This is a genomic window from Paenibacillus sp. FSL H3-0457, assembly GCF_037981725.1.
Classification (GTDB): Bacteria; Bacillota; Bacilli; order Paenibacillales; family Paenibacillaceae; genus Paenibacillus; species Paenibacillus amylolyticus.
The window spans coordinates 3,199,833-3,225,362 of the sequence record NZ_CP150283.1; the positions used below are offsets into that span (position 1 = coordinate 3,199,833).

A 25,530-nucleotide genomic window follows, 5' to 3' on the forward strand; every position below is an offset into this window, starting at 1 on the left:
ACGGGATGAAAATGGACAAACCCAAGATTCAGGAGCAGTTGCTCGAACCGGAAACGATTGCATTCCTGGAATCCAAAGTGGAGTACAAACACAAACTGATCGAGAACATTACATTGGATCAACAGGAAGCGAGTAAGGTTTCCTTTGAAAATGTTGTATTTAGACATGTGACAATCTCGGAGTCTACCTTGGAACAATTTGAATTCACCGATGTCCGGTTCGAACACTGTGACTTCTCCAATGTCAATCTCTCTAGTGCCTTCATGCATCGAATCGAATGGCATAACTGCAAGTTTGTCGGAACTGATTTTTCCAATAGCCGATTGCAAAATGTCAATTTCCTTCATGGTCTAGGCGACTACAGCAATTTCCGTTTTGCCCATCTGAAACAGGTCTCCTTCTCAGAAAGTACCTTGATTGGTGCGGACTTTGCCTATCTGGCACTGCAAAAAATGGAGTTCAGTCAATGTAACATCGACCAAGCTTCCTTAACAGGCACCAAACTGAAGGATTTGGATCTTAGCGATTGCGAATTTGACTCCTTGGTGCTGACGATGGAAGATCTCAACGGTTGTGTGATTTCACCACATCAAGCCGCCACATTTGTGGGATTAATGGGTTTGATTATCAAATAAAGGGCGTGATCACATTTACGGGGTTGCCAAGATAGTGGAAGTGTGTATAATTGGAGACACATTAGAATAAAAACAGGTTTTCTAGGGTTCCGCGATGGATGTGTCGGTCTGGTCCGAGAGAAAACCCGCAACCTGTTGGTTGTGCCACGGAGGGATAAAAGCCTGGGAGATGAACTGCTACATGCAGTTTGTTTCCCGGGCTTTTTTTGTTTTTTCGCTAATGTACCTTACGGGTTGTACAAAAAATGTAGTAGAGAAGGAGTGTTACAAGAATGAATAAAACGTGGATGTCGGTTGTGATTGCTGCGTTGTTTGAAGTGGGTTGGGTCATTGGATTGAAACATGCCAGTGGTCTGCTGGAATGGGGGTTTACGTTGGTTGCAATTATCATTAGTTTCTCCTTGATGATTGCAGCTTCGCGGACACTGCCTGTGGGAACCGTATATGCCGTATTCGTTGGCCTGGGTACCGCTGGTACGGTACTTGCAGAGATTGTTCTGTTTAATGCGACTGTTCAAAGCGGAAAAATGGTGCTGATTGGTGTACTTTTACTCGGCGTAATTGGTCTTAAAATGCTGAGTAAAGAGAAGAATAAGGAGGTGCAGCTATAATGAACTGGGTATTTCTTATCTTGGCAGGTATATTTGAGATGATCGGAGTGCTGATGATAAACAAGTTGCACAAAGACCGTAATCTCATTTCACTGGTTCTATTGGTAGTCGGGTTTGGTTTAAGCTTCATGTTCCTGTCCATTGCAATGGAAACTCTTCCGATGGGGACAGCATATGCCGTATGGACGGGAATCGGAGCCTCCGGTGGTGCCATTCTGGGCATGGTGTTTTATGGAGAACCTCGAAATGCCCTACGAATTCTGTTTATCGCTATGGTGCTCGGATCGGCAGTTGGTCTTAAATTGGTCAGTTAAACAAAGTGATTTTAAAAAGATAATGTACAAATTACGTTTTTAATGGTATCCTTATACGTTACGTGTGAAATAAAAGATGCGTCTTATTGATAGATGTGCGTAAATGAAGGAGACAACATGACATTTAAGGACTTAAATATTATCCCCTCTATTATGGAAGGGTTAAGCAAAGCAAACTATACTAATCCTACCCCTATACAGGAACAGGCCATACCAGCTGTATTAGCTGGCAGAGATCTGCTGGGATGTGCACAGACAGGAACAGGCAAGACGGCAGCATTTTCAGTGCCGATCATTCAATTATTAAGCGAAAGATCCAAAGGGCAAGGATCGAAGTCCGCACGACATATTCGCTCATTAATTTTGACACCAACACGAGAACTGGCGATTCAGATCGCGGATAACATCAAGGTATATAGCCGGTATACGGACATTCGTTGTACGGCAATCGTTGGCGGCGTTTCGCAAAAAGTACAAGAGCGTGCGCTGAATCAAGGTGCAGATATTATTATCGCAACGCCTGGCAGATTGAACGATCTGATTAACCAGAAACGTATTGATCTGAAGATGGTTGAGATTCTCGTTCTGGATGAAGCAGACCGGATGTTGGACATGGGCTTCATTCATGATGTGAAAAGAATCATTGCCAAAATGCCTAACAAAAAGCAGACGCTGTTCTTCTCAGCTACGATGCCTCCTGAAATCACCAAAATGGTTAAAACCCTGCTGGTTGATCCAGTCAAAGTAGAAATCACACCGGTTTCTTCAACGGTAGACCGCATTGAGCAGTCTATTTATTTGTTGGAGAACGGCAAGAAGCAACATATGTTGAACCAAATTTTGGAGGATAAATCCATCGTCACGGCATTGGTGTTCACACGCACGAAGCGCGGCGCTGACCGGGTTACACGTGATTTGGCCAAAGCGAATGTTACGGCACAGGCTATTCATGGCAACAAGTCTCAGAACGAGAGACAACGGGCACTGAACAACTTCAAGAGTGGTGCAACACGTGTATTAGTTGCGACGGACATCGCGGCAAGAGGAATTGACGTAGAGGAACTTTCACATGTCATTAACTTCAACCTGCCTAACATTCCGGAAACGTATGTTCACCGTATTGGACGTACAGGGCGAGCTGGCAAAAGCGGGATGGCCATATCGTTCTGCGAGAAGGATGAACTTCCATTCCTGAAGGATATCGAGAAAGTAATCAAAAAGACGATTCCTGAAGTGAAAGGTCATCCGTATCCAATGACAGGTGTACCTGTGTTTGATAAAACCAGCAAAGCATCAGGCAGTAAACCTTCGTTCAACAAATCGGCTGCAGGCAAACCGGCGAAGTCCAAAGCTAACCCGGCACGCAAGCCCAAATCCGAATGGTTTGCCAAGAGTGGTAAATCAAACAGTAGTCGTTCAAACGACGGTAGACCCAATAGCAGTAGATCAAACAGCAGTAGCAGTAAATCAAACCATGGCTCATTCAGCCGCAGCAGCAAAACTAGGAATGATAGAGCCAATTAAGAGTTAAATAAATCCAGATAAAGCCTTCTCCATTCATTTGGGGGAGGTTTTGTTATGTGCTTTTATGTGCAACGAGCTTATTTACATACGAACTTACATTCGGTATCATTATATCGTCCACTGGTGAAAGGGAGGTACTGACTTGAAGGATACGATGATTGAATACAGTTTGAAGAAGAAAGGTGCGACCAAGGATTATCCATTTGGACCTGATCCAGTCGCGATTAAAGTTGCGGGTAAGATGTTCGCGCTTATTTTTGAAAACAAAGAAAAGAACTGTCGTTTAAACTTAAAATGTGATCCCATTATTGCAGAGAACCTGAGAGAGCAGCATGAAGCAGTTCAACCGGGATATCATATGAACAAAAAACACTGGAATACCATTACGCTGGATGGTTCACTATCCGATGAAGATGTCTACGTCATGATCGATCACTCTTATGATATGGTTATTAAATCCCTTCCAAAAAGCGTTCGGGAATCTTTGGCCGAATGAGGAGAACGTATACCACTTTCTCTACACCTCATTCATCATGTTATTGACATTTAAGAGGTAGGTGAAAAGGCTAATGGTCTGCTTCTCTAACAGAATGAATATCCTATGAAAATGAAGACATATTTGAAGTCCATTTGGTTCCATTACCTTGGAAATAAACAAGATCGAACAGCCTTGTTTAATGTGGCTTCCCTTGTTATCAATGCGGTAACAGGGATAGGCAAGTTAATCCTGGGCATATATCTGCTTTCGGGATGGTTCATTACAAATGCTGTATATTATCTGATTCTGTGTGTGGCAAAAGGACAAGTGCTCCATAAATATACAGTTACCAAGAGAATGGACTCTCCCGAAGAAAGATATAGATTAGAACTTACGGTATATAAGCGCGGAGGTCTGTTCCTGTGTTTACTAGGCGTGTCCTATTCGATGGTCTGCCTGCGAATGTATCTAATCGGCGATGCCTTCATATATGAGGGTAACATCGTGTATATCGTATCTACAGTTGCTTTTACCAAGCTGGTTTTTGCCGTGTATGGTACCTGGGCGAACCGTCATCTCCATAACCCGATCATATCTACATTGAAAATGATTAACTTCACCGATGCGATGGTATCCATCGTGGTGACCCAAGCGACGTTACTTACCATGCAAGGCTCACCTCTTGCATTAAAAACCAGTAGCTTGTTTGGCATGGGGTGCAGCGTTTTATTTTGTTTGATGGGGGTCTGGATGATGTTCCACAAAAAAAAGGAAACAAGCACGGACCCAAACCAATCTCCTGGCACTGAATGTTAACATTGAAGCATTAAGAGCAGGGGAAGGTAATTTTGGTTGACGTTTCAGCATGTTGATCAATACATATCAAATGATTTGCACATGACGGAATAGACGAGTGTCATCTATACTTAAAGTGACAACGGAAGAAGGCGTATTGGCAATCCACTAAAGGAGTGATATCTATGGATCAACAACAACAATTGGCAATGGTACAACGTATGCGTCAAAATGTCGTCGTTACAGGTGCAGCTCTTCAACCCAGTTCCACGTATGCGGTCACAGTAAAAGAAGTCATGATTCCTACAACTAAAGGGGATACACGTGTACTTGTGTATACACCGGATAGGGAGCATTCCGCGCCTCTGCCGGTCTTCTTTAATATGCATGGGGGTGGTTTCATCTTGGGACAAGCAGAGATGGATGATCCATGGTGTCGCTTGATTGCTGATCGATCTGATTGTGTGGTCGTTAATATCGATTACAGTCTTGCACCAGAGCACAAGTTCCCAACGGCGGTTCATGAATGTTACGACGTTGTACAGTGGGTCCAGGCCAACCCGCAATCCTTCTCGGTTAACCCGTCTCTATTCGCTATTGGGGGACATAGCGCTGGTGGTAATCTTGCTGCAGCAGTGTGTTTACTGAATCAGCAACGAGGTAGCGAGCTGCCAATTGTTCTGCAAATTATGGATTATGCCGTGTTGGATGTGGCTACAGATCCGGCCGAGAAACCGAGTTTTGCAGAAGCCATTCCAGCCGATATCGCCAGAACGTTCAATGCCATGTACCTTGAAACGCCAGAAGATGCGCAAGACCCGTTGGCTTCACCTGTGCTTGCAACATCAGTAGAGGGACTTCCAGAAGCATTGATCATTACCGCGGAGAAAGATTCACTGGCCCAAGAAGCAAGAACATATGCAGCAAGGCTGGAAGCAAGCGGTGTGAAGGTGACACTTAAGGAGTATAAGGGAGCCGCTCATGGATTTACGCATTTTGGCGATCTCCAAATGGCTGAGGATGCCTGGTACCTGATGAGTGACAAGATCAGAGAAGCATTTTCCAAATAACGTGTATCAGAATGACGATTAGAAGGAATCTGGTTACCTTGAAGTCGCCTAATGGCGGCTTTTTTCGTTCATTGGTGTGATTGCTTCAATGGCTTGGTGAAACCAAGCTTCTGAGCTTGCGGATGTGTTAATAAACTAGATTAGGAGCCTTATTGAGATTATAACGATATCGTTAAGGGTAAGAGTTGTTAAATTAGAGGAAATAATGACCAATACCAGGAGGTTTATTATGAACCAATATAACAGTCCATCCGATATCGCGATTCTTGGCATGGGGACGGCTCTACCTGCTCACCCCGTAGCGCAGTCAGATATTGCAGAATTAATCGCTTCTTCTCTTCAGGATCGGCCAGATTTGGCCCGTTTTGCCAAGCGAATATTCAAGTCCTGTGGTGTTGAAACACGATATACCGTGGAACCGAGCTATCTGGGTTCACTGGAAGAATGCCGTTATCTGCCCTCTGGTGAGCGATCAGACATCCCGACAACCGAGGAACGAATGAATACATACAAGCGAGAGGCCCTTCCGCTCGGGGGTGAGGCTGCAGAGAAAGCCCTGGAGGATTCAGGCGTATCTCCAAAGAGCATCACACATATCATCACGGTCAGCTGCACAGGTCAATATCTGCCGGGTCTTGATGTTATGCTCATCCGTCATTTGGGTTTGTCTGCCCGAGTTAATCGACTGCCGCTAATCTTTCAGGGTTGTGCCGCAGGGCTGAAAGCCATTCAGATGGCACGAGATGTCGTGCAGGGAGCTCCCGGATCACAGGTCCTTGTGGTCTGTGTAGAGTTGTGCACCATTCATTTTCAGCCCGTACAAGATCGTGAAGCGCTGTTTGCAGCTTCATTCTTCGGAGACGCTGCTTCTTCCTGTGTAGTGGGCACACCAGAACCTCAGCACAAGAATGTTTTGAGTCTGGGAACGGGTTATTCTGTGCTTCTTCCGGATTCGACTGAAGATATGACCTGGGAGGTGGGGAATCTGGGGTATGACCTGTATTTATCCCCACGCATTCCGAAGCTGTTAGGTGTTCATCTGGAAGAGGAACTGCGTCTCTTGTTGCAAAGTGAACAGCTGCCTGAACTGTGGGCCATTCATCCGGGAGGACGTGGGATTGTGGACTCTGTGCAGAATGTAATGAAGCTGCGAGACGAGCAAACGAAGTATAGCAGGGATGTCCTCAGAACGTATGGTAACTTATCTTCCAATACCATTCTGTTTGTACTGAACGCGATGCGTGAGGACATGAAGGCACAGGGTCAATCCTCTACGGATGGTGTAGCCATGGCATTTGGACCGGGACTCACCGCAGAGTTGATGAAATTCACTTATGTACCCTCATTATCTTCAGTGATGGAGGAGCATGATCATGTCCTTTTTTAGAACATTGTCCATTCGCGCCAAGGAAGATGAACTGATGGATGACTTCTCTCTGGGAGGGGAGGAGCTGCGTGAAGCGCTTAGACATCTGAGACGTCTTAACAAAATATTTGCAGCACCTGGCCCAACTCTGGCTGGTGTAGAGAAGTTATGGAATTCAGTCGGTAAGCCGAATAAGCTGACTCTGCTGGATGTGGGGGCAGGTTCAGGGGATGTGAACCAGAAACTACTGCAATGGGCGGATCGTCAGGGTGTTCAGCTGGAAATTACGCTGGTTGATCTGACGGAAGAAGCGTGTGAGGAAGCGAGACAACTATTCCGTGACGAACCCCGAGTTCGGGTACAACGTGCCGATCTTACACAACTGCCGAATGCTTCAGCAGATATTGTGACAGGTTCCCAGTTTGTGCATCATTTTGACGGAGATCAGCTGGTTGATATGGTTTCTCATATGCTGAGAGCATCCAGATACGGTGTCGTTATTAATGATATTCACCGCCACCCCGTATCCTATAAGGCGGTCTGGATTACTACACGTATGATCTCGCGCAATCGTTATATTCGTCATGATGGGCCTCTTTCCGTAGCCAAAGGTTTTACAGGAAGGGATTGGAAGGAACTTAAACAACGTCTCAATCATGATACGATGACCTATGAATGGAAGCCATTATTCCGTTACTCTGTTGTTATTCCCACGAAAGGCAGGTGATCTTACGTGTCGAAATCGATAGATGTGATTGTCATCGGAGCCGGAATTGCCGGCAGTACATGTGCAATGCAACTGGCAGGAAAAGGACATCGGACCCTTTTGCTGGATCGCCAGGAGTTCCCGCGGCACAAAACTTGCGGTGAGTTCATGTCACCCGAAACCAAGGAGATGTTAGAAGTTCTGGACATTCACCTTCTGGACCAGACGAAGAAACCCAGCACCATGGATCATGCCAAAATCGTTATGCCACATGGCGGAGTGATCGAAGCACCGCTGCCGGGATTCGCATATGGCATAAGTCGATATGAGCTGGACCAGATTTTGCATCAGAAGGCGCTGGAGGCCGGAGCCCAGATTGTGACCAAAGCGACCATAACGAGTATCGAGCAGCTTGAGGATGCCAGTTATGAGGTTCAGGTGAAACAGGGAGATGAGCGGATCAGTTACAGAGCCAAAGCCGTTATCGGGGCACATGGGACCAAAAAGCCGCGCGGGATGGCTTCCGCACCTGATCTGCGGGACCAAACCGTATACGTTGGCGTTAAGTCCCACTTCAGCGGGATAGAGATTCCCGCAAGGGTAGAGTTATATTTTTGCGAGGGTGGTTACGTGGGCATTTCCCCGATTGAGGATGGCATTGTAAATGTCGCCGCATTGTTGACACTGGATACCGTCCAGGGAAGTGGCAAATCTGTAAACGATATTTTACAGGCGGCATCCCTGACAAACGTGAGTTTGGCGGCCCGTTTAGCCGAGGGAAAACCTGTAGATGGAACGCAAGTGTCGATTGCGCCCTTGCATCTGTCCAACGTTCCTGAGCCGTGGTCCCAATATCCGCATATTGGGGATGCCATGCTGATGATACCACCCTTATGTGGAGACGGAATGTCCATTGCTCTTCGCTCCTCACTCCTGTGTGCAAGGTGGACTGACAAGTACCTGCAAGGTGACATTGAACATGCCGATTGGCAGAGTAATTACACGCTGGAAGCAAGCCGTGAATTCACCCAATTGCTCAGACGCGCAAGAAGAATTCAAAAGCTGGCTTTTGCCAAGACCAATAAATTCTATCCTGGTCTGGCTCGGATGATCCCCGGTCTAGCCGCTTATGTAGTGAAGGCCACACGGTTATCCGAGATGAACACAGCGCGCTAACAGGATTTTGCTCAATACTTATGGGAAAGAGGTTGCTGACGGCGGCCTCTTTTTTGGCGTACAAACATTAATTTTGTGGAGACAGTTTGGAAATTCGGAAAATGCTCGTATAATAGAATCTAATGTAATGATAGAGAGTTAATTCAGATGAAATGTCGGGAGGCACTATTTAAGATGAACTATTCATTTTCCAATCGTATCGCAGCACTGCAACCATCCATTATTCGTGAGATTCTGAAGGCTTCTTCGGGCCAAAATGTGATTCCATTCTCCGCGGGAAATCCTGCTCCGGAAACCTTTCCTATTGAGGCGATTCGTACATTCACTCAATCCATTCTGGAGCATGACCCGGTCACAGCTCTGCAATATGGGATTACGGAAGGATATGTTCCCCTCAGGGAAGCATTGACTCAACATTTGAAGACAGGTTTTGATACCGGTAAACCATCCGATCAATTGTTCATCGTATCTGGAGCACAACAGGGGATTGAACTGGCCTGTAAAGTGTTCTGTAATGAAGGGGACACGATTATCTGTGAGAGCCCGAGCTTTATCGGTTCCCTGAACTCCTTCCGGGCATCCGGTGCAAAGCTTGCAGGTGTTCCGATGGAGATGGACGGTATGGATATTGAGAAGCTGGAACAGGCGCTGCAAACGGAGCCTAATGTAAAACTGATCTACGTGATCCCAAGTTTCCAGAATCCTACCGGTGTAACAACGAGTCTTGCAAAACGTAAGGCCATATACGAGCTGGCTAAGAAGTATGGCGTTATGATTTTGGAAGATAACCCGTACGGAGAACTTCGATTCAATGGAGATGATGTGCCAACCATCAAGTCTATGGATGATGAGGGTCTGGTCATCTATGTTGGATCATTCTCCAAAATTCTATCGGCGGGACTGCGCGTTGGTTTTGTACAAGCGCCCCATGAAGTCGTGGAGAAGATGGTTGTTGCCAAACAGGGAGAAGACGTACATACGGCCATGCTTCCACAGATTCTGGCATATAAATTCATGACAGAGTATGATTACGCGGGGCACATTAACAGTATTCGTGAGGTCTATCGGAGAAAAGCAACATTGATGATGGACAAGCTGCAAGAGCATATGGGTGAGTCCATTACCTATACCCAACCGGATGGTGGACTGTTCCTCTGGTGTGATCTGCCAGCACATGTGCCAATGCTTGATTATGCCAAGACAGCGGCAGCTCAAGGGGTTGCGGTTGTACCGGGAAATGCATTCCTGGTGAACGAGCAAGACCCTTGTAATGCCATCAGACTTAATTTCTCAACCCCGTCAGACGAACAGATTGTCAATGGCGTAGAGATTTTAGGGCAGGTATTGAAAGGGTATAACGCTTAAAAATGATTCAATGTGATATATCTACGAAAAGCCGCCAATTGGCGGCTTTTTTGGGCTTTTTCTCGTCCTTAATTATCAATTAAAGCACTTAATTCTGCCTGAAATACCTTTTGATTCTTCTGATTGAAAGTACTCAGCAGCACCGTAACAATCCCATTACCTTTTCGTCTGGGAGACAGTCCAATGACTTCTGCAATGACATGAAGTTCATCATCCGGAAAGACCGGTTTCAGGAATTGAATGTTATTCATTCCGGTGCCCGCCACGACATGCTCTCCATAGACCCCAACCTCAATCCATAATTTAAAGGAGATATTCATCGTTTGCATGCCAGAAGCAATTAAACTGCCGAATCGGCCTTGTATGGCCTTTTCCTCATCCAAATGCATGTACTGTGGATCATAGATTGTGGCAAACTCAATAATATCACTCTTGGATAATGCCAAGGATGTGGTTTCGTAGCGCTGACCTATTACATATTCACTAAATCTCATGAAGGCACCTCGGTTTCTTTAATATGTTTTTTCGTAGTTGATGTTTTGCTAAGAGACATGACTGGACTGACGTGTTAAAATGCTAGTGAACTATCCCGTGTGTATTGCTGTGTTACTGCCATAATGAACTAAACAGATGAAACTGTCTTGAGGAGTATATATGATGACAACGATTAAAGATGTAGCCAAGATGGCTGGTGTAGCCAGTTCGACCGTATCTTGCGTACTCAACGATAAAGGGAATGTAAGTGAGCCGACAAGACTTCGAGTGCTTGAGGCAGCGAGTCAACTCAATTACGTTAGGCATGGTCCTGCATCGGAATTAAAACGAAATAGTACACAAACCATTGGTATTATTGTCCATGACATGTCCAGCCCGTATTTTTCCGATTTGGTGAACGGAATAGAAACCGTCGTCATGAGTCATGGATACGATATGATCGTATGTAGTTCGTTGGGTGGAGAGAAGTCGACAGCCCATCGTTACATTCGTGAACGAAGAATTGACGGAGCTATTGTTATTGCTCAGAATATTCAAGATCAGTTGCTGATTGAAGCATCTGAAGCAGGGTTTCCGATTGTTGTCATGGATCGGGATCTGGATGCTCAACATATTGTAAAGGTTTTGATGAGTGATACGCAAGGCGGTTACTTGGCTACCCGTTATCTGATAGATAAAGGGCATCGGACTATAGCTTATATTAGTGGCCCGTCACAATCGGAATGTAATCTCCATCGTTATCAAGGTTATTTGAAAGCCTTGAAGGAGGCAGGCATCGAAGAGAACCCCGAATGGAAAATTGGCGGACAATACATGAAGCAAGATGGGTACGATGCAGCCAAGAAACTGCTTGAAGGAGAGCTGCCATCCGCTGTATTTTTTGCAAATGATGAGATGGCGATCGGCGGCTTGGAAGCCTTCAGGGAGCATGATATCTCAATACCTGAGCAGTTATCCGTAATTGGCTTTGACAATATACCTGCATCTCAGTACATGAATCCACCTCTAACCACATTTCGTCAGCCGAAGAGGGATGCAGGCCAGCTTGCAGGTCATGTTCTCTTCCAACTGCTGAATGGAGAGATCGTAGAGACGTTATATACACTGGACATCCAATGCGTGGAACGTGATTCTGTTCGGCTCCTCAACCTGAGTTGAGGAGTTTTTTTTGCATTCTATAGAATTTTAAATTCTTAAAAAGAAAGGAGAGTAGCCATTAATGCATAATATAAAGATGAGGAGTATTTTGCATTGGAAATAAATGGAGGTTGATACGATGGGCGTACCCACTTTTTTGGAGACAGGCCATATGCAAGAAGGTTTTCCCATTCGGGTAATTCATACAGGAAATCAGTTCAATTATGCTGCACACTGGCATGATGAGGTTGAACTGGTTCTCGTCAATGGTAAGAGCGCCAGAATTGGCGTGAACGACCACGTGTGTGAGTTGGAAAAGGGGGATGTGCTGCTGATCAAACCAGGGGATGTGCACTGCTTTTTGCCGGGGACCGAACATTTGACCATCATCTTGTTCCGACTCGAATTGTTAACCGGGAGTTTCACGACCGAAGCCGAAATTCAGGATCTCGGACAACTTTTCAACAAAACAACAGTTATTCCCTCGAATACGGGAAGTCAGAGCAATCTGACTCAATATATAGATGACATCATTACCGAGAAGAAAAATCAGAAGCCGGGATACCGATGGTTAATGGTATCCAGGTTGTATGATCTCATCATACTTTTATTACGTACCAAAGTACCGGTTACCACCGACGAATCTTCATCTTCAGGATGGGCATGTACTTCCTCCAAAAAATTTGAATTCCTTGAATCGGTCTGTGAATACCTGGAGGAGCACTATGCTGAGCCCATTAAGCTGGAACAGGTGGCAGAACATATTAAATTCAGCAAGTTCCATGTCTGCAAGCTGTTCAAAGAGATCAAGGGAGTAACACTGATGGAATACTTGAATCATTTTCGAATTATCAAGTCCGAGTGGGCTTTATTGTTCCGTCAGGATACGATTCTGGAGATTGCGATCGGACACGGATTTAACAATGTTAACTCCTATAATCGTCTTTTCAAAAAATATAATGACTGCACACCCTCCGAATTTCGTAAGAAACATCGTACGAATATCACAAAATATGGAGGGTAATGCACAATATTTGTGGAGAAAGCCCTCTCCAAAATCAATATACTCTAATAAATTGTAAGCGTTTCCTTTTTGAAGGAGGGGGCCTATGAAGAAGTGGTTTAAGCCAACTATTGTATTTGTATGTGCAGCGATGTTGTTAGCTGGTTGTCAGTTCAGTCCATCGAATCAAACCAAGCAACAGGAGATTACCGTGTGGAGTTTTACAGATGAAGCAGGGTACGCCATCGAGAAATTCGAACAGAAATATCCTGACATCAAAGTGAACTTTGTCAACATCCCCGGTAATTTCTATATCACCAAGCTGAAATCTGCGCTACAGACAACCTCGAAGGCTCCAGATGTATTTATGATTGAAAATGCGAATATTCGAGAGCTGATTGACGTTCCATATCTGGAGAATTTATCAGCTTCGCCGTATAACGCCAATGAACTTATCCAGGAACAATATGCTTTTGTTCAGGCCAATGAACAGGACAGTGAGGGAAATGTCAGAGCGATAGGTTATCAGGGAACACCAGGGGGCATCTACTATCGTCGGGATTTGGCGAAGAAATATCTGGGCACCGATGATCCTGAGAAGGTGGGTTCACAGATCGATACATGGGAGAAGATCTTCGAGATTGGAGAGAAGGTACAGCAACTTAGCGGGAATAAAGTACATGCATTGGCGAATTGGAATGCTATATCGAATTCATATGATGGTATACCTTGGGTGAAGGACGGCAAACTTGTTATCGATCCAACGTACTTGGAAGTGCTCGATCTTGTACGTGAAGCACGTGAGCGGAATGTACTTGCCGAGTATGAAGATGGAAGTGCCGGTTACGCTGCATCCATGCAAAAAGGAGAGGTCATGTTCTATCCCGGGGCAACCTGGGGTTTGCAATATACGTTCAAGGCCAACGCGCCGGATACCGAAGGCATGTGGGGCTTGGCACAGGGACCGTCAGCCTTTAGTTCAGGTGGAACCTATATCGCGATGTACAGTAAAAGTGAGAAAAAGGATTTGGCCTGGAAGTTTATTGAGTTCTATAATTTTGACCACGATTTTCTATCCGAGTTAGCGAAAGAACAGGATTATTTCACCAGTAACATGGTTGTGAATGATGAACTTGCCCCGTCTCTCTCATCATCTTATTTGGGAGGACAAAAGCATTTCGAGTTTTTCTCGGAGGCTGCAAAACGAGTACCTGTATATGAACGCACCAAATATGATGCCACGATTAACAATGATATCTACAAGATTGTACTCCAGTTATATCTCAATAAGGACATACAGACCAAGGAAGAAGTCGTAAAGCGAATCAAACGTGATGTCACCTTGAGATTTCCGGAACTGGAAGTGGATTAGCTTAGGACGTGTCTCAAAACTCACTGAAGTGCATCTTTTACCGCCTTTTCGCCCCCTGCTGCGTCACTTTCCCTTGACGTGCCCCGGCACGCCTGCGGAAAACTTTCTTGCTTGGAACGAAAATTCGGCAAAATCTGCTTCCTTCGGAGTTCTCAGACACGCCCTAGAAGTAAGCGATTGAATATACACATCCGATGATAACTGGGGGGATAGAACATGTTTGCCAAAACGATTCGCAAGGACCATTACGGCTACTATTTCATTGCTCCGTTTTTTATTATTTTTACCACTTTTGGGCTGTATCCCATTTTATATTCGCTCTACATCAGTTTCACCAACTTTGATGGGATCACGACACCTGACTTTGTAGGGATCGGAAACTACGTCGCCGTATTACAAGACCCGTTGTTCTACAAAACCTTGTTTAATACGTTATTCATCTGGGGCGTATCTGTAGTTCCACAACTCACAATCTCACTTGTGTTGGCTTTTATCCTGAATGATAAGCTGCTTAAAGGACGGGACTTTTTCAGAGCCGTATACTTTTTTCCCAACATCGTTACGGCGGCATCACTTGGATTGCTTGTCAGCTTGATTTTTGACTGGCAGTCTGGCGGACTGAATCATTTTTTGGTGCAGACCGGCATAATACAAGATCCAATTAACTGGAAAAATGACCCCTGGTTTATGCGTCTGATTGTATCATCCATTTTGTTTTTTCAATACTTCGGCTATTCCATGGTCATCTACCTTGCAGGTCTTCAGGGCATTGATCCTTCATTGCTGGAAGCTGCACAGATGGATGGCGCGAAAAAGAAACATATTTTCATCCATATTATCGTGCCGATGCTCCGTCCAATAATTCTGTTTCAGATGATTACATCCATTATTGGTGGCATCCAGATTTTCGATCAGCCATTTACACTAACCAACGGCAATGGCGGTCCTGACCGAGCAGCCATGACGAGCATTATGTATCTCTATAATGTAGCATTTCAGAGCACACGATTTGGTTACGGCGCTGCCATAGCATTTTGCCTGTTTATTATCATCATATTGTTGTCCGTTGCATCCTTCATCATGACCAAGCGGAAGAGCCGTTCATAGGGAGGGGAGTTCTTATGCAAACTGCAAAATCAGTTGAACAACCAAATGCGGCGATTCAGCAATATGCCAATACAAGGGGCCTGACGGCAGGCAAAATCATCATCTATCTGTTGCTGACAGGTCTTGCCGTGCTCTGCATTATTCCATTTTATCTGATGCTTATCTATTCCACACATAACAATGCAACGATTGCTTCAACGTTCACATTTCTTCCCGGATCATTCTTGATTGATAACTATCTGAACATGGTATCCAAAATCAACATATGGCGTGGGTTTGCCAACAGCATATTTATTGCCGGAACATCGACCGTATTATCTCTGTATATTGGGGCCTTAACTGCGTATGGATTTGCCAAATTTAAATTCAAAGGACGAAACGGGTTGTTCCTGTTTCTGTTAGCAACCATGATGGTACCGGGTCAACTGGCTCTGATTGGCGTATATCGACTATTCAGCATGATGGGACTTCTGGATAGTTATGCCGCAATTATTTTGCCTGCTGCGGCTAACGCGTTTAATGTATTTTTTATCAAACAGTTCATGGAGAGCAGCATCCCGGATGAGATTATTGAATCTGCGCGGGTGGACAGTGCCGGTGAGTTCCGGACGTTCAATCAGATTGTACTGCCTATTCTGGGGCCGGCAATCGCCGCCCTGGGCATATTCACGTTTATCGGATCATGGAATAATTTCCTGACACCGCTGGTGCTATTTTTCTCCCTGGATAAATATCCGCTTCCGGTATTGGTTGCGCTAGTGCAGGGGTACTATGGGATGGATTATGGGCTCTTGTATTTGGGTGTAGCGATCTCAATCCTGCCTATTATCATTGTATTCTCTATATTTTCCAAACAGATTATTGGGAGTGTTGCTTTGGGTGCTGTGAAAGGATAGTGATCAATAGAAAATAGGGAATTGCAAAGAGCAAGATCAACGAATTCATAGGAATGAATAGTGTTCTATATCATCAGAGTCGCTCATGAGGGCGGCTTTTTTGGCATTCACTATTTTGCGTATATATCCCATCTGATAAGTAAAGGATACCTTTAACTGAGAATATCTGGACGGAGCGTTTACGGAAAGGGGAGGCGTCATGGACACATCAGCGATAACACAACAGGACCTGCCATTAACCGGAAAACTTGTTATTGATCAAGAAATGTTACGCTCCGTTTTTGCGGGTTGCTCGGACGTTGTATTTCATACATTCCAAACCGCGTGTCTTACTTCAGCATTATGCGTATATTGTGTTGGTGTATGCGATACGGAGCGGCTGGAGAGACAGGTACTAACCCCCCTTCAGGAAATGGGGATCGAAGCTGCGCAAGTTCCGCTAGCTTCTGTTAAGCAAGTTGAAACGACTACTCAGGCAGTACAGGCCATATTTGAAGGAGAAGCTCTGTTACTACTGGATGGTTCAATAGGCGGAACAACATACCCACTATACCAAGCTGCAAATCGTTCAACGGAGGAACCGTTAGCTGAATCGACCGTGCGAGGTGCACGGGATGGGTTCACAGAGTCGTTGACCATGAATATGTCTTTACTGCGCAAACGTCTCAAGACACCTGCATTGAAGATTCATACACGTAACATGGGAGAACGTACAAACACCAGTATTTCACTTGTATACATGGAGGGGATTATTGACCCCAAACTTGTTAAGGAAGTGCAGACACGACTTGCCGATTTAAAACTCCAAGACGTACTGGAGAGTCAATACATTGAAGAAGGCATTGTTGACCAGCGCTATTCACCATTTCCACAGATGATTGCGACGGAGCGCCCGGATGTTGTTGTTTCCAACTTGCTGGAAGGTCGGTTTGCTATTCTCGTTGACGGAACGCCGTTTACCCTTATCGCGCCAGTAACCATTTTTTCCATGTTACAATCTCCCGAAGATTATTATCAAAATGTGTTCATGAGTGTTTTTGTACGCTGGCTGCGATACATTTTTTTTGTTTTATCCATGCTGCTTCCATCGGCTTATGTAGCGATTACGACGTTTCATCAGGAGATGATTCCTACCGTATTACTTCTCAGTATTGCTCGGGCGAGAGAAGAGATCCCTTTTCCTGCCCTGGTGGAAGCACTCATTATGGAAATTGCCTTTGAAGCATTGCGTGAGGCTGGCGTCCGATTGCCCAAGCAGGTCGGATCAGCGGTCAGTATCGTGGGCGCCTTAATTATTGGGCAAGCGGCGACGAGTGCCGGAATTGTCTCAGCCCCCATGATTATCATTGTCGCGATTACTGGTATCGCTTCTTTCATGATCCCTCGCTATGCTGCCAGCATCGCGACTCGTCTACTACGGTTTCCCATGATGTTTCTGGCGGGAACGCTGGGACTCACGGGTGTCATGTTGGGAGTCATCTTGGTTGTCATTCATCTAAGCAGTCTTCGTTCATTTGGAACACCTTATCTCTCACCGGTAGCACCTACGATGGCTAAGGAACTTAAGGATGTATGGTGGCGTCCATCCCCAAGGAACAAACCACACTAGAACAATCTACATTCGAGCAAACAAGGGAGCGGGATTACATATGTTGACGGACAAAGGGAAAATATCGGTGACTCAATTGGCATTTATGGTCTTTCCCGCCATTCTCGCGACGGCTATCTTATCTGTTCCGGGAATTACAATGCACTATGCAGGACATGACATGTGGATGACTCCAATTATAGGTTCTATTGTTGGATTGGCTGCTATTGGTATTTCCGTTGGACTTGATCGTCTGTACCCTGGAAAAACGCTCATTCAATCCAGTGTATTGATTATTGGTCGGATTCCAGGCAAGTTATTCGGTCTGATATATATCGCTTTTTTGCCCCACCTGACGGGCTTGATTATTCGGGAATACGGTGAATTCATTGTCAATAATGCACTTCCGCGTACACCTTTGTTTGTTGTGATGGGTACGATGGTTGTTGTATGTGCGATTAATGTCAGACTTGGGATTGAAGTTGTCGGACGAACCGCTCAGGTGTTTGTTACCCTGCTGATCGTTCTGCTGGCTTTGATCTTTATATTGTTGATTGGTGAACTGAATCCTGCCGAGCTGTTTCCTTTTATGGAGAAGGGTCCAATTCCCATTATTACGGGGGCTGCTGCACCTGCTGCATGGTTTAGTGAATATATCGTGTTGGCTTTTCTGCTACCTTATGTGAATGAAAAAAAACGAATAACCCGGGTCATGCTGGGTTCCCTTGTATTTACAACAACTGCGATGACAGTTACCAATCTGTTTTGCCTGTTTTTAATTGGTGATTTGACGGATACATTTGTATTTCCAGTCATGATCGCAGCAAGATACATAACCATTGCGGACTTTCTGCAACATATCGAATCCCTTATTATTGCCATCTGGATTTTCGGTATTTTCGTTAAAATTTCCGTTTTTCTATATATCTTTGCTACATCAACCGCGGAATGGTTTGGTTTGCGGGACTACAAACCTGTGGTTGGTCCACTTTCGTTTCTGTGCATGGTATTTGCTTACTGGGTTGTGTCCGGTGGATCTGGTGTTTCCAGTTTGGTTAGTGCTTCAGCCAACTTGTATACGATCAGCATTTTATTAATCCTTCCGGCTATGATCTACGGTGTTGCATGGCTGAAGAAAGGGTGGGCACATTTTCGGAAGAAGAATCGAGCGAACACCTGATTGATGGGGGGAGGAGCACTTGCGAATATTTAGAGTACTACTAATGCCAATATTGTGTTGTGTGCTTTTAAGTGGATGTTGGGATCGTATCGAGATTAACGATTTGGCTATCGTGCTGGCTACAGGGATAGATTATGAGGATGGTGAAGTACAATTGACTTCACAGATTTTCATTCCGCGAAAGGCGAGTGCAGGAGATAGCAGTGGGAGTGGAGGCAGTCCAAGCGGGGTAACAATGATTCGAACAGCGGAAGGACGTACAATTGCCGAGGCATTGAATCGGTTACAACGTAAAGTTCCCCGGAATATGTTCTGGGGCCACTGCGAAGTCATAATCATTAGTGAGCAAGCCGGCAAACGCGGTATCCGCGAGTATATCGATTTCTTCCTGCGTTACCCTCAGTTCAGGGAGCATGCATATGTCTTTTCCAGCGATAAGGCTGCGAAAGATATTCTTGCGTTACTTGATCCACTGGAGCGAAGTTCTGCTGAATCGTTGCGTGAGATGGCCAATTTGAAGTTAGGTACACGTGTTACTGCGCTTGAATTGGCTAAATCTATTGAAGGTCCGAGCAGTTCAGCCATTTTGTCTCGCATGTTAATCTTACCCCCGGAGCCCGATCAGGATAAACTGACGACAACGCCATATGTGAAAGGTCTGAGTATGTATAAGAAGGATCGTTATGTCAAGACGGTCAAAGAACCACTAAGCGTAGGTGTATTACTACTTGCAAAAGAACTGAACAGCATTATCATGCCCGTTGAGTTTGAGCCGTTAAAGGGTTCTTTTTCGATAAGACTCATTGAAAATAAAACCTCCTTGAAGCCGCGAATTGTAAACAAACAGTGGAGTATGAAGGTCGACATCCAAACCAGGGGAGAAGTGGTGTTAAATACGACGGATGCCAATCTGACGGATCCCGCTGTATTAACTAAACTGGAAAAGGAATGGTCGGCTAAACTCACATCTTTGGCTCATGATGCTTTAGACATGTCCCAGAAAGAGCTGCGCTCCGATTTCTTCAAATTCGCAGTTGAATTCCGCAGATATTACCCGCATCAATGGAAGGCGCAGGAGAAGAACTGGGAAACCATCTATCCTGATATGGACGTGCAAGTCAACGTAGATGCACATGTAGTACGCACCGGAAAATCAACAGGACCACAGGGGATACCTAATGAGGACGAAAGTTGAACAGAATCGGCTCCTGTACAAGCCTGGAAGAGAGGTGATTGCATGAAACTAGGCTCAATCCTTGGAATATTGATGCTGGCGACTGCGATAGTGTATGGAGAGTGGAAGAGCAGCAAAGAGAAGCGAGCCAGAATAGTGAGCGCGGGATTTACTGCTGTGGCGGCAGTAATTGGGATCATTCTTCTCTTTCAGCCCCGTTTGCCTGGTCCTACCCAGTTTGTGAAGCTTATATTTGGAAGTGTGGATAAATTTATAAAATAAGATGATGGGAAAAAGAAGGACCAAGTCTCTGCGTACCAGAGGCTTGGTCCTTCTTTTATTTAAGTTGTAGCCAGTTAGAAAGTTTACTCTTTGATCACAGAAGCATTTACGGCATCTTCCATTTTCGTATTGTAAGAACGGAACAGACCCAGACGCCAGAACGCGGCTCCTTTGAGGTCATAACGTTTGGCGAGACCCAGCTTATCATCAACAGAGGAGGGCGTTTCACTGCTTAGACTGATACCAAGCAGAAGCTTGCTCTTTGGTACACCAGCCTGTATGGCTAATTGAATCGCTTGATCCACAAGACTATTTGGCTCAGGTACCTGAGATTTGGTGCCAACCGGATTATACTGATAGGCCATAATAATAAGATCATCTGCAATAGAGGCAAGTGTTTTGTAATCATAACCTTTATAAGCACTATTTAGCGGTGGTACCGCCAGAGATAAAGCTGTGTCCTGGGGCAAGGAACTCTTTAGTTGTTTCACGTAAGCATTGAGCAGCTTCTGTTGTTCTACTACATCCAGTTTAAAGCCCAGTCCTTCAAAATCCAGAACAACTCCGTCAAAACCATGCTCTGTGACAGCAGCAGTTATACCTTCAATCGATTTCTGCCGCAGGCTCTTGTCGCTCAGAACTTTGGTCAGTTCTCCGTTTCCATCCAAGGCATACACCATGAGCTGTGGTTGGATCTGTTGATCTGCTGCATCAGCAACGATGGACTGCGGTGTAATATCACCCGCAGCAGCAGGGAGGCGGTACTCTTCTCCTTGGAGCGTAAACTGACCTTCACGATCAATGCGGCTCCAGCCAAAGGCTACGGAATTCATGGAAGAAATAAGGTCCTTTTCTTGAAAGGATTGCAATGCATAGAAGGCTCTCAGGTGCATCTCGCGTTGTGGGGAGACAAGGGAGACCGTCTTGGTTGCTTGATTCCAGCTTACTTGTACACCGAATTGGTTACTGAACGAACTTAGTGGAATAAGTACGCGGCCCTCCCGCTGAACGGGTGCAGCTGCGAGTGTAACTTTTTTTCCATTTACGGTCGCTGTGGTGCTGCCAACTTGTAATAGTACCTCGGTAGTTTGTCCTTTCACAGTGTTTGTCGCTTTTACAGTCTGTGATTTGCTGTTCCAGGTAATATCGATACCTAGGGCTTCACCGACTGTCCGAAACGGAACATAAGTGACACCTTTATCAATACGTGGAGCTGCATCAAATTTCAGGGGAACATCATCCAAGTGCACTGAAATGGCCGGGGCAGCATAGGCTCCACCGATATTGGGGGTACTTCCAAGAATAGAGAGAGCAATTACAGTAACCGCGGCGATTTTCCCTACACGTTTAATAAGCATCGTTTGTGTCCTCCAACTCCGTACATAATAGTAGAATCGTATTTTGAACAGAATCTAGTAATCTAACATATGTAGCATAACAAAATTTTCATATCGTTCCAATATAAGAGTCCGGAATTTAGTCGTATATATCATATCGCTGTTTAATAGATTCTTCCGACCATAGTGAAATTAAATGATAGCTTTGGTGAGTTGTTGGCTAGAAGTCCAAACACAATAGTACGCTACGAATATACTATCCTATCCCAACATTAGGAGGTAGATTGATGAGCACATTTCTGGATGCAAGAACATCACAAAATGCCAGTTTGGCCAACTCAATAGCTATTCCAATATTATTCCTGAACACCCCACAGCTCTTTGGTCAAATTGGTCTGCAAACTGCCGGAGCAGGAGCCAATCCCAGAGTTCAATTTAAAGGGACGGTTTCTGTACAATTACCTTTAGCTCTTGTGGGCATAACGATTACCGTTGTAAGAGGTACCTTGTCAACGGACCCGGTTATATATTCCGCAACGTCCACATTTGGTTTAAGCGTATTGGCACCACAAGTAATTACATTCTCTGGAAATGATTTTAATCCACCGATTTTACCACAATTAACTTACACTGCTTTTGTAAGCTCCAACTTGCTGGGAACAATCCGTGTTGGTCCCGAGAATTTTGATGGATTTGTGGTCTCTGATTAATAGCTCTCTCTAAAAAAAGTTATGTTAATCGTAAAAACAACCCCATACCACTAATCTACGGGAAACCGATTAGAGGTATGGGGTTGTACATGTTTGTTCAATCTGAAACGACAAATCCGTCGAAACTCTCGGGTCCCACCCGAGTAGTACCGAGCAGGTTTGTACTGATAAATGCGGTATAGGTTAATTGAGGCATAAGTGGTGGGTTATAGTCAGTGGAAGTGAAGACAATCACTTCAGGGTTAAGCAGACCATTCAGACCATATGTGTGGTTTCCCGAGTATACAATTGGATCGGTTGCGATTGTTCCTCTTACCACAGTAATCCTCACTATAAAAAGTGCACGCGGCAATTGCACCGTGATGGTTCCTTTTAATGAAACTCTTAGATTGGTTCCGGCTCCAGCGGTGATGAGACCAATCTGGCCGAATAATTGTGGCGTAAAAATCACTGGAATCGGTATGGAGATTGAATTAAACAACGCAGCATTTTGCGATGATCTTGCATCCAGAAATTGTGTCAATGTATATACCTCCTATCTTTTCAGATAGAATAATATATTCATCATTCAGATTTTCGCATGGACGGAGGGTGCAGCGCTGGAAATATTAAAGACAAACCGACTGCCCATAGGACTGGACTCTTTGAGCCATACAATGCCACCCATTAATTCGGCGAGTTGTTTACAGATGGACAGGCCCAGCCCTGCACCGACATACTTTCCTGAATTACCATGAATCTGGGAATAGGATTTGAACAACAGATCCTGACGATCCTGTGGGATGCCGATGCCCGTATCCTTTATTTCGTAGGATGCATGGAGAGTACCTTTTGTATCAGCAGATACCTCAGTAGAGATGCATACTTCACCTGTCTCCGTAAATTTTAGCGCATTCCCAACGAGATTGATTAAAATCTGACGAACTTTGTGCTGATCGCCCATAAGCATCAGATGATCATTAATATTATATTCTGCGTACAACCTAATTCCTTTTTTCTGTGCTTCAGAAGAGAATAATTGTAATACATGTTCAACTGTGTCAGAGACACTATAGGGCTTGATCTCCAGAGAGATCGCACCAGCTTCTGCTTTGGAGTAGTCCAGAATCTGATCCATCATCGACAGAAGGCTGGCGCCACTTGACTCAATGACATTAACATATAACGATTGATCCTCACTCAGCCTGGTCGATTGCAACAGATTGGCCATTGCAAGAACACCATTCATTGGCGTCCGGATTTCATGGCTGAGAACGGCCAGCAAATTTTTCTTTTCTTCAAGCACTTTTGCAGCGGTCTCTTCCGCCTGTTTTAATTGTTGCAGAGTTGTTTCCATCTCAAGAAGACTCGTGAAAAAGGAAGACAAGGAGAGAAGCAGATCCACGTCCTTTTGTTGATAGGAATAGAAATCCTGATCAAATGAGCAAAGGGAGCCGTAGATTTCTCCGTTCTCATTATGTATAGGCACACCAACAAATGAACACCCACCTACGAATTCGGTTGCGTCCATATGTCTGGTTAATGGATGTGTTAGATTATTATTGATTACTAACGGGCCTTGGGAATGTTCAGTCACAAGTGCACAGTATGACTCGGCGTTATCAACGACCAGCCCCTCACCCAGAATAAGTTTTTCACGATTATATACGTTCAGAACCTTGGTGGATAGATGATCCAACTGGGCAATACAAAACGTGTTTGCAGGAATTAACCTGCTTGCCGTGTCCATGACATTAGCAGCCGAATCATATAATTTATGTGAGACAAGGGATAGTACATCAATGAATTCTGTTTTTAACATATTGATTTGACTCCTCCTGATTGTAGAAATTCGTTGTGCACTGTATTCAGTATATATGAATTTGAAGAATCGATCATGTATGGTTTTGACAGTGGAAGACGGAAATGAGAAAATATAATGCTGTGCAACATGTATATATTAATAAAGTTTTGGAGGCAAATCAATGAATCAGCGTTTTCGAATTACCCGATCCATGCAGGAAAGCAATGCGGAACAATCCATCTCGCTGGAAGAGTGCAAACTCTACTTCGAATCCCAACCCGATTTTACCTATTCAGCGGTTCTTAACATTGTAGGAGCTGAGAGCACCATGACCATCGAGGGGGACTTTTTTATGTGGGACCTTGAGGGTGCACAGATTGCTTTTCGTTTGTACATGGGGGATCTGTATGTAGCTATTTCTAACGAAGCTATTGTACCCAAAATGATTGAGATTGCAACAGATCTACGTGCAGATATCGTTGAAGGATAAGAAGTAGAGAACTAGAGTTTAATAAAATGTAATGATGTTATTTGTAGTATACTTTAGACATCCCTGTAAAAATGAGACTAAAGATTCATTTATATTCCATATGTTAGATTGTAATATATGGAATATAAAACATTTTACAGGAGGGTAATGAAGTGAAAAAGACCAAATTAATACTTGTTGTATTCCTGAGCATGATCCTTGCCTTATCAATAACTGGAATAGGATCGGGTTCAAAGGCTTCTGCAGCTACGGCACGTACACCCATTGTATTGGTACATGGATTGACCGGTTCAGATAGCAATTTTACAGCAATTGAGAGTTATTTGCGTAGTCAAGGGTGGACAAGAGACGAATTATTCGCGATTGACCTTCCTAGCAAACAAGGAAACCAGCTGTTGAACTCCGCAGCAATTAGTCGATTCGTAGATGATGTTCTGCGCCAAACGGGTCATACAAAAGTCAATATTATAGCTCATAGCATGGGTGGAGCTAATAGTCTCTATTACATACTTAACCGTGGAGGCGCTTCCAAAGTGGATAAGTTGATTACCCTTGGCGGGGCTAATCGATTGACCACAACGACAGCTCCGAGTGGAATAAAGGTGACTTCGATCTATTCCACCAGTGACACGATTGTGTCCCCGGTACTTTCCCGGTTGAACGGGGCGAACAACGTTTCGGTTTCCCTCGTATCCCATATCGGTCTGCTGTTTAACTCGCGGGTGAATGCCCTGATCAAAACTGCGTTGAATGAGTAGCTGAACATACAAAATGTGCATTCTTTCATAATATTCTGAATGATTGACTTGAACACGACTGACCATTCATGGTTAGTCGTGTTTTCGTATTACCCGGAAATGGCTCGCTGAGGTAAGTTTCAAAAATAGGTACATCCATTCTATAATTAGAAATCAGAATAAAAATGGAACAAGTTAA

Annotated in this window: 27 protein-coding genes and 1 riboswitch; of the genes, 23 read left to right on the forward strand and 4 right to left on the reverse strand. The window is 44.6% G+C overall.

What is annotated here, in order from left to right; genetic code table 11:
- Positions 1-5: 5 nt before the first annotated feature.
- From MHH25_RS14255 to MHH25_RS14305, 11 genes are all read left to right on the forward strand, one after another.
- A complete protein-coding gene (locus MHH25_RS14255; RefSeq protein WP_338708757.1) occupies positions 6-635 on the forward strand; it encodes a pentapeptide repeat-containing protein in 630 nt (209 codons plus the stop codon).
- Between the two features lie 70 nt (positions 636-705).
- Positions 706-806: riboswitch (guanidine-I (ykkC/yxkD leader) on the forward strand.
- A gap of 101 nt (positions 807-907) precedes the next feature.
- Complete coding sequence (locus tag MHH25_RS14260) at positions 908-1,246, forward strand: multidrug efflux SMR transporter (protein WP_100528055.1); 339 nt, start codon at positions 908-910, stop codon at positions 1,244-1,246.
- A complete protein-coding gene (locus MHH25_RS14265; protein ID WP_100528056.1) occupies positions 1,246-1,560 on the forward strand; it encodes a multidrug efflux SMR transporter in 315 nt (104 codons plus the stop codon). The genes MHH25_RS14260 and MHH25_RS14265 overlap by 1 nt, the downstream gene beginning before the upstream one ends.
- 117 nt (positions 1,561-1,677) lie before the next feature.
- Positions 1,678-3,084 (forward strand): DEAD/DEAH box helicase, encoded by a 1,407-nt coding sequence (locus MHH25_RS14270; protein ID WP_036608186.1) that lies wholly within the window; start codon positions 1,678-1,680, stop codon positions 3,082-3,084.
- Between the two features lie 142 nt (positions 3,085-3,226).
- Positions 3,227-3,580, forward strand: coding sequence for an MmcQ/YjbR family DNA-binding protein (locus MHH25_RS14275; protein ID WP_076317967.1), 354 nt, complete (start codon positions 3,227-3,229; stop codon positions 3,578-3,580).
- A gap of 105 nt (positions 3,581-3,685) precedes the next feature.
- A complete protein-coding gene (locus MHH25_RS14280) occupies positions 3,686-4,378 on the forward strand; it encodes a hypothetical protein (protein WP_036608182.1) in 693 nt (230 codons plus the stop codon).
- 164 nt (positions 4,379-4,542) lie between these two features.
- A complete protein-coding gene (locus tag MHH25_RS14285) occupies positions 4,543-5,427 on the forward strand; it encodes an alpha/beta hydrolase (protein ID WP_340020302.1) in 885 nt (294 codons plus the stop codon).
- A 229-nt stretch (positions 5,428-5,656) separates the two neighbouring features.
- Positions 5,657-6,814 (forward strand): type III polyketide synthase, encoded by a 1,158-nt coding sequence (locus tag MHH25_RS14290; protein WP_340020303.1) that lies wholly within the window; start codon positions 5,657-5,659, stop codon positions 6,812-6,814.
- Positions 6,801-7,520, forward strand: a complete 720-nt coding sequence (locus MHH25_RS14295) for a methyltransferase domain-containing protein (protein ID WP_036670821.1) — start codon at positions 6,801-6,803, stop codon at positions 7,518-7,520. Before MHH25_RS14290 ends, MHH25_RS14295 begins: the two co-directional genes overlap by 14 nt.
- Before the next feature lie 6 nt (positions 7,521-7,526).
- Entirely contained in the window at positions 7,527-8,675 is a 1,149-nt protein-coding gene (locus tag MHH25_RS14300; protein ID WP_340020304.1) for an FAD-dependent oxidoreductase, read from the forward strand.
- A 174-nt stretch (positions 8,676-8,849) separates the two neighbouring features.
- The gene (locus tag MHH25_RS14305) at positions 8,850-10,040 is read left to right on the forward strand and encodes a PLP-dependent aminotransferase family protein (RefSeq protein WP_036670823.1); all 1,191 of its coding nucleotides are present in this window, start codon (positions 8,850-8,852) and stop codon (positions 10,038-10,040) included.
- Between the two features lie 68 nt (positions 10,041-10,108).
- On the opposite strand, the gene MHH25_RS14310 is transcribed toward MHH25_RS14305, so the two are convergent.
- The gene (locus MHH25_RS14310; protein ID WP_036670824.1) at positions 10,109-10,534 is read right to left on the reverse strand and encodes a MaoC family dehydratase; all 426 of its coding nucleotides are present in this window, start codon (positions 10,532-10,534) and stop codon (positions 10,109-10,111) included.
- Positions 10,535-10,694: 160 nt separating this feature from the next.
- Between MHH25_RS14310 and MHH25_RS14315 the strand changes: the two genes are divergently transcribed.
- The 9 genes from MHH25_RS14315 (at position 10,695) to MHH25_RS14355 (ending at position 20,274) form a co-directional block, all read left to right on the forward strand.
- Positions 10,695-11,693 (forward strand): LacI family DNA-binding transcriptional regulator, encoded by a 999-nt coding sequence (locus tag MHH25_RS14315; RefSeq protein WP_321163448.1) that lies wholly within the window; start codon positions 10,695-10,697, stop codon positions 11,691-11,693.
- Between the two features lie 118 nt (positions 11,694-11,811).
- A complete protein-coding gene (locus tag MHH25_RS14320) occupies positions 11,812-12,696 on the forward strand; it encodes an AraC family transcriptional regulator (protein ID WP_017688600.1) in 885 nt (294 codons plus the stop codon).
- 85 nt (positions 12,697-12,781) lie between these two features.
- Positions 12,782-14,047, forward strand: coding sequence for an extracellular solute-binding protein (locus tag MHH25_RS14325; protein ID WP_036670825.1), 1,266 nt, complete (start codon positions 12,782-12,784; stop codon positions 14,045-14,047).
- 216 nt (positions 14,048-14,263) lie between these two features.
- Positions 14,264-15,154 (forward strand): sugar ABC transporter permease, encoded by an 891-nt coding sequence (locus MHH25_RS14330; RefSeq protein ID WP_036608160.1) that lies wholly within the window; start codon positions 14,264-14,266, stop codon positions 15,152-15,154.
- Between the two features lie 14 nt (positions 15,155-15,168).
- Positions 15,169-16,050 carry a carbohydrate ABC transporter permease gene (locus tag MHH25_RS14335; RefSeq protein ID WP_081745887.1) on the forward strand — a complete coding sequence of 294 codons (882 nt, stop codon included), beginning with the start codon at positions 15,169-15,171 and terminating at the stop codon, positions 16,048-16,050.
- Positions 16,051-16,249: 199 nt separating this feature from the next.
- Entirely contained in the window at positions 16,250-17,659 is a 1,410-nt protein-coding gene (locus MHH25_RS14340) for a spore germination protein (RefSeq protein WP_036670826.1), read from the forward strand.
- 40 nt (positions 17,660-17,699) lie between these two features.
- Positions 17,700-18,818, forward strand: coding sequence for an endospore germination permease (locus MHH25_RS14345; protein WP_036670828.1), 1,119 nt, complete (start codon positions 17,700-17,702; stop codon positions 18,816-18,818).
- A 19-nt stretch (positions 18,819-18,837) separates the two neighbouring features.
- On the forward strand, positions 18,838-20,013 hold the full coding sequence (locus MHH25_RS14350) for a Ger(x)C family spore germination protein (protein WP_036608152.1): 1,176 nt from the start codon (positions 18,838-18,840) through the stop codon (positions 20,011-20,013).
- 42 nt (positions 20,014-20,055) lie between these two features.
- Positions 20,056-20,274 (forward strand): hypothetical protein, encoded by a 219-nt coding sequence (locus tag MHH25_RS14355; RefSeq protein WP_036608149.1) that lies wholly within the window; start codon positions 20,056-20,058, stop codon positions 20,272-20,274.
- Between the two features lie 83 nt (positions 20,275-20,357).
- Here MHH25_RS14355 and MHH25_RS14360 read toward each other — a convergent pair whose 3' ends face one another.
- A complete protein-coding gene (locus tag MHH25_RS14360) occupies positions 20,358-21,632 on the reverse strand; it encodes a stalk domain-containing protein (protein WP_036670829.1) in 1,275 nt (424 codons plus the stop codon).
- 266 nt (positions 21,633-21,898) lie between these two features.
- On the opposite strand from MHH25_RS14360, the gene MHH25_RS14365 reads away from it, so the two are divergent.
- Positions 21,899-22,321: a hypothetical protein gene (locus tag MHH25_RS14365; protein ID WP_017688591.1), complete on the forward strand. Its 423-nt coding sequence runs from the start codon at positions 21,899-21,901 to the stop codon at positions 22,319-22,321.
- Positions 22,322-22,418: 97 nt separating this feature from the next.
- Here the strand turns inward: MHH25_RS14365 and MHH25_RS14370 are convergent, their stop codons facing one another.
- Both MHH25_RS14370 and MHH25_RS14375 read right to left on the reverse strand, forming a co-directional pair.
- Entirely contained in the window at positions 22,419-22,844 is a 426-nt protein-coding gene (locus MHH25_RS14370; protein WP_036670830.1) for a hypothetical protein, read from the reverse strand.
- A 45-nt stretch (positions 22,845-22,889) separates the two neighbouring features.
- A complete protein-coding gene (locus MHH25_RS14375) occupies positions 22,890-24,122 on the reverse strand; it encodes a GAF domain-containing protein (RefSeq protein WP_036670831.1) in 1,233 nt (410 codons plus the stop codon).
- A 163-nt stretch (positions 24,123-24,285) separates the two neighbouring features.
- On the opposite strand from MHH25_RS14375, the gene MHH25_RS14380 reads away from it, so the two are divergent.
- Positions 24,286-24,594, forward strand: coding sequence for a hypothetical protein (locus MHH25_RS14380; RefSeq protein WP_036670832.1), 309 nt, complete (start codon positions 24,286-24,288; stop codon positions 24,592-24,594).
- A gap of 191 nt (positions 24,595-24,785) precedes the next feature.
- Complete coding sequence (locus tag MHH25_RS14385) at positions 24,786-25,352, forward strand: alpha/beta fold hydrolase (protein WP_340020507.1); 567 nt, start codon at positions 24,786-24,788, stop codon at positions 25,350-25,352.
- Positions 25,353-25,530: the final 178 nt, after the last annotated feature.

Coding starts and splice junctions, on each gene's coding strand:
- MHH25_RS14255 (WP_338708757.1), top strand. CDS start 6: ATGAAAATGGACAAACCCAAGATTCAGGAGCAGTTGCTCGAACCGGAA.
- MHH25_RS14260 (WP_100528055.1), top strand. CDS start 908: ATGAATAAAACGTGGATGTCGGTTGTGATTGCTGCGTTGTTTGAAGTG.
- MHH25_RS14265 (WP_100528056.1), top strand. CDS start 1,246: ATGAACTGGGTATTTCTTATCTTGGCAGGTATATTTGAGATGATCGGA.
- MHH25_RS14270 (WP_036608186.1), top strand. CDS start 1,678: ATGACATTTAAGGACTTAAATATTATCCCCTCTATTATGGAAGGGTTA.
- MHH25_RS14280 (WP_036608182.1), top strand. CDS start 3,686: ATGAAAATGAAGACATATTTGAAGTCCATTTGGTTCCATTACCTTGGA.
- MHH25_RS14285 (WP_340020302.1), top strand. CDS start 4,543: ATGGATCAACAACAACAATTGGCAATGGTACAACGTATGCGTCAAAAT.
- MHH25_RS14290 (WP_340020303.1), top strand. CDS start 5,657: ATGAACCAATATAACAGTCCATCCGATATCGCGATTCTTGGCATGGGG.
- MHH25_RS14295 (WP_036670821.1), top strand. CDS start 6,801: ATGTCCTTTTTTAGAACATTGTCCATTCGCGCCAAGGAAGATGAACTG.
- MHH25_RS14305 (WP_036670823.1), top strand. CDS start 8,850: ATGAACTATTCATTTTCCAATCGTATCGCAGCACTGCAACCATCCATT.
- MHH25_RS14310 (WP_036670824.1), bottom strand. CDS start 10,534: ATGAGATTTAGTGAATATGTAATAGGTCAGCGCTACGAAACCACATCC.
- MHH25_RS14315 (WP_321163448.1), top strand. CDS start 10,695: ATGATGACAACGATTAAAGATGTAGCCAAGATGGCTGGTGTAGCCAGT.
- MHH25_RS14320 (WP_017688600.1), top strand. CDS start 11,812: ATGGGCGTACCCACTTTTTTGGAGACAGGCCATATGCAAGAAGGTTTT.
- MHH25_RS14325 (WP_036670825.1), top strand. CDS start 12,782: ATGAAGAAGTGGTTTAAGCCAACTATTGTATTTGTATGTGCAGCGATG.
- MHH25_RS14330 (WP_036608160.1), top strand. CDS start 14,264: ATGTTTGCCAAAACGATTCGCAAGGACCATTACGGCTACTATTTCATT.
- MHH25_RS14335 (WP_081745887.1), top strand. CDS start 15,169: ATGCAAACTGCAAAATCAGTTGAACAACCAAATGCGGCGATTCAGCAA.
- MHH25_RS14340 (WP_036670826.1), top strand. CDS start 16,250: ATGGACACATCAGCGATAACACAACAGGACCTGCCATTAACCGGAAAA.
- MHH25_RS14345 (WP_036670828.1), top strand. CDS start 17,700: ATGTTGACGGACAAAGGGAAAATATCGGTGACTCAATTGGCATTTATG.
- MHH25_RS14355 (WP_036608149.1), top strand. CDS start 20,056: ATGAAACTAGGCTCAATCCTTGGAATATTGATGCTGGCGACTGCGATA.
- MHH25_RS14360 (WP_036670829.1), bottom strand. CDS start 21,632: ATGCTTATTAAACGTGTAGGGAAAATCGCCGCGGTTACTGTAATTGCT.
- MHH25_RS14365 (WP_017688591.1), top strand. CDS start 21,899: ATGAGCACATTTCTGGATGCAAGAACATCACAAAATGCCAGTTTGGCC.
- MHH25_RS14375 (WP_036670831.1), bottom strand. CDS start 24,122: ATGTTAAAAACAGAATTCATTGATGTACTATCCCTTGTCTCACATAAA.
- MHH25_RS14380 (WP_036670832.1), top strand. CDS start 24,286: ATGAATCAGCGTTTTCGAATTACCCGATCCATGCAGGAAAGCAATGCG.
- MHH25_RS14385 (WP_340020507.1), top strand. CDS start 24,786: ATGATCCTTGCCTTATCAATAACTGGAATAGGATCGGGTTCAAAGGCT.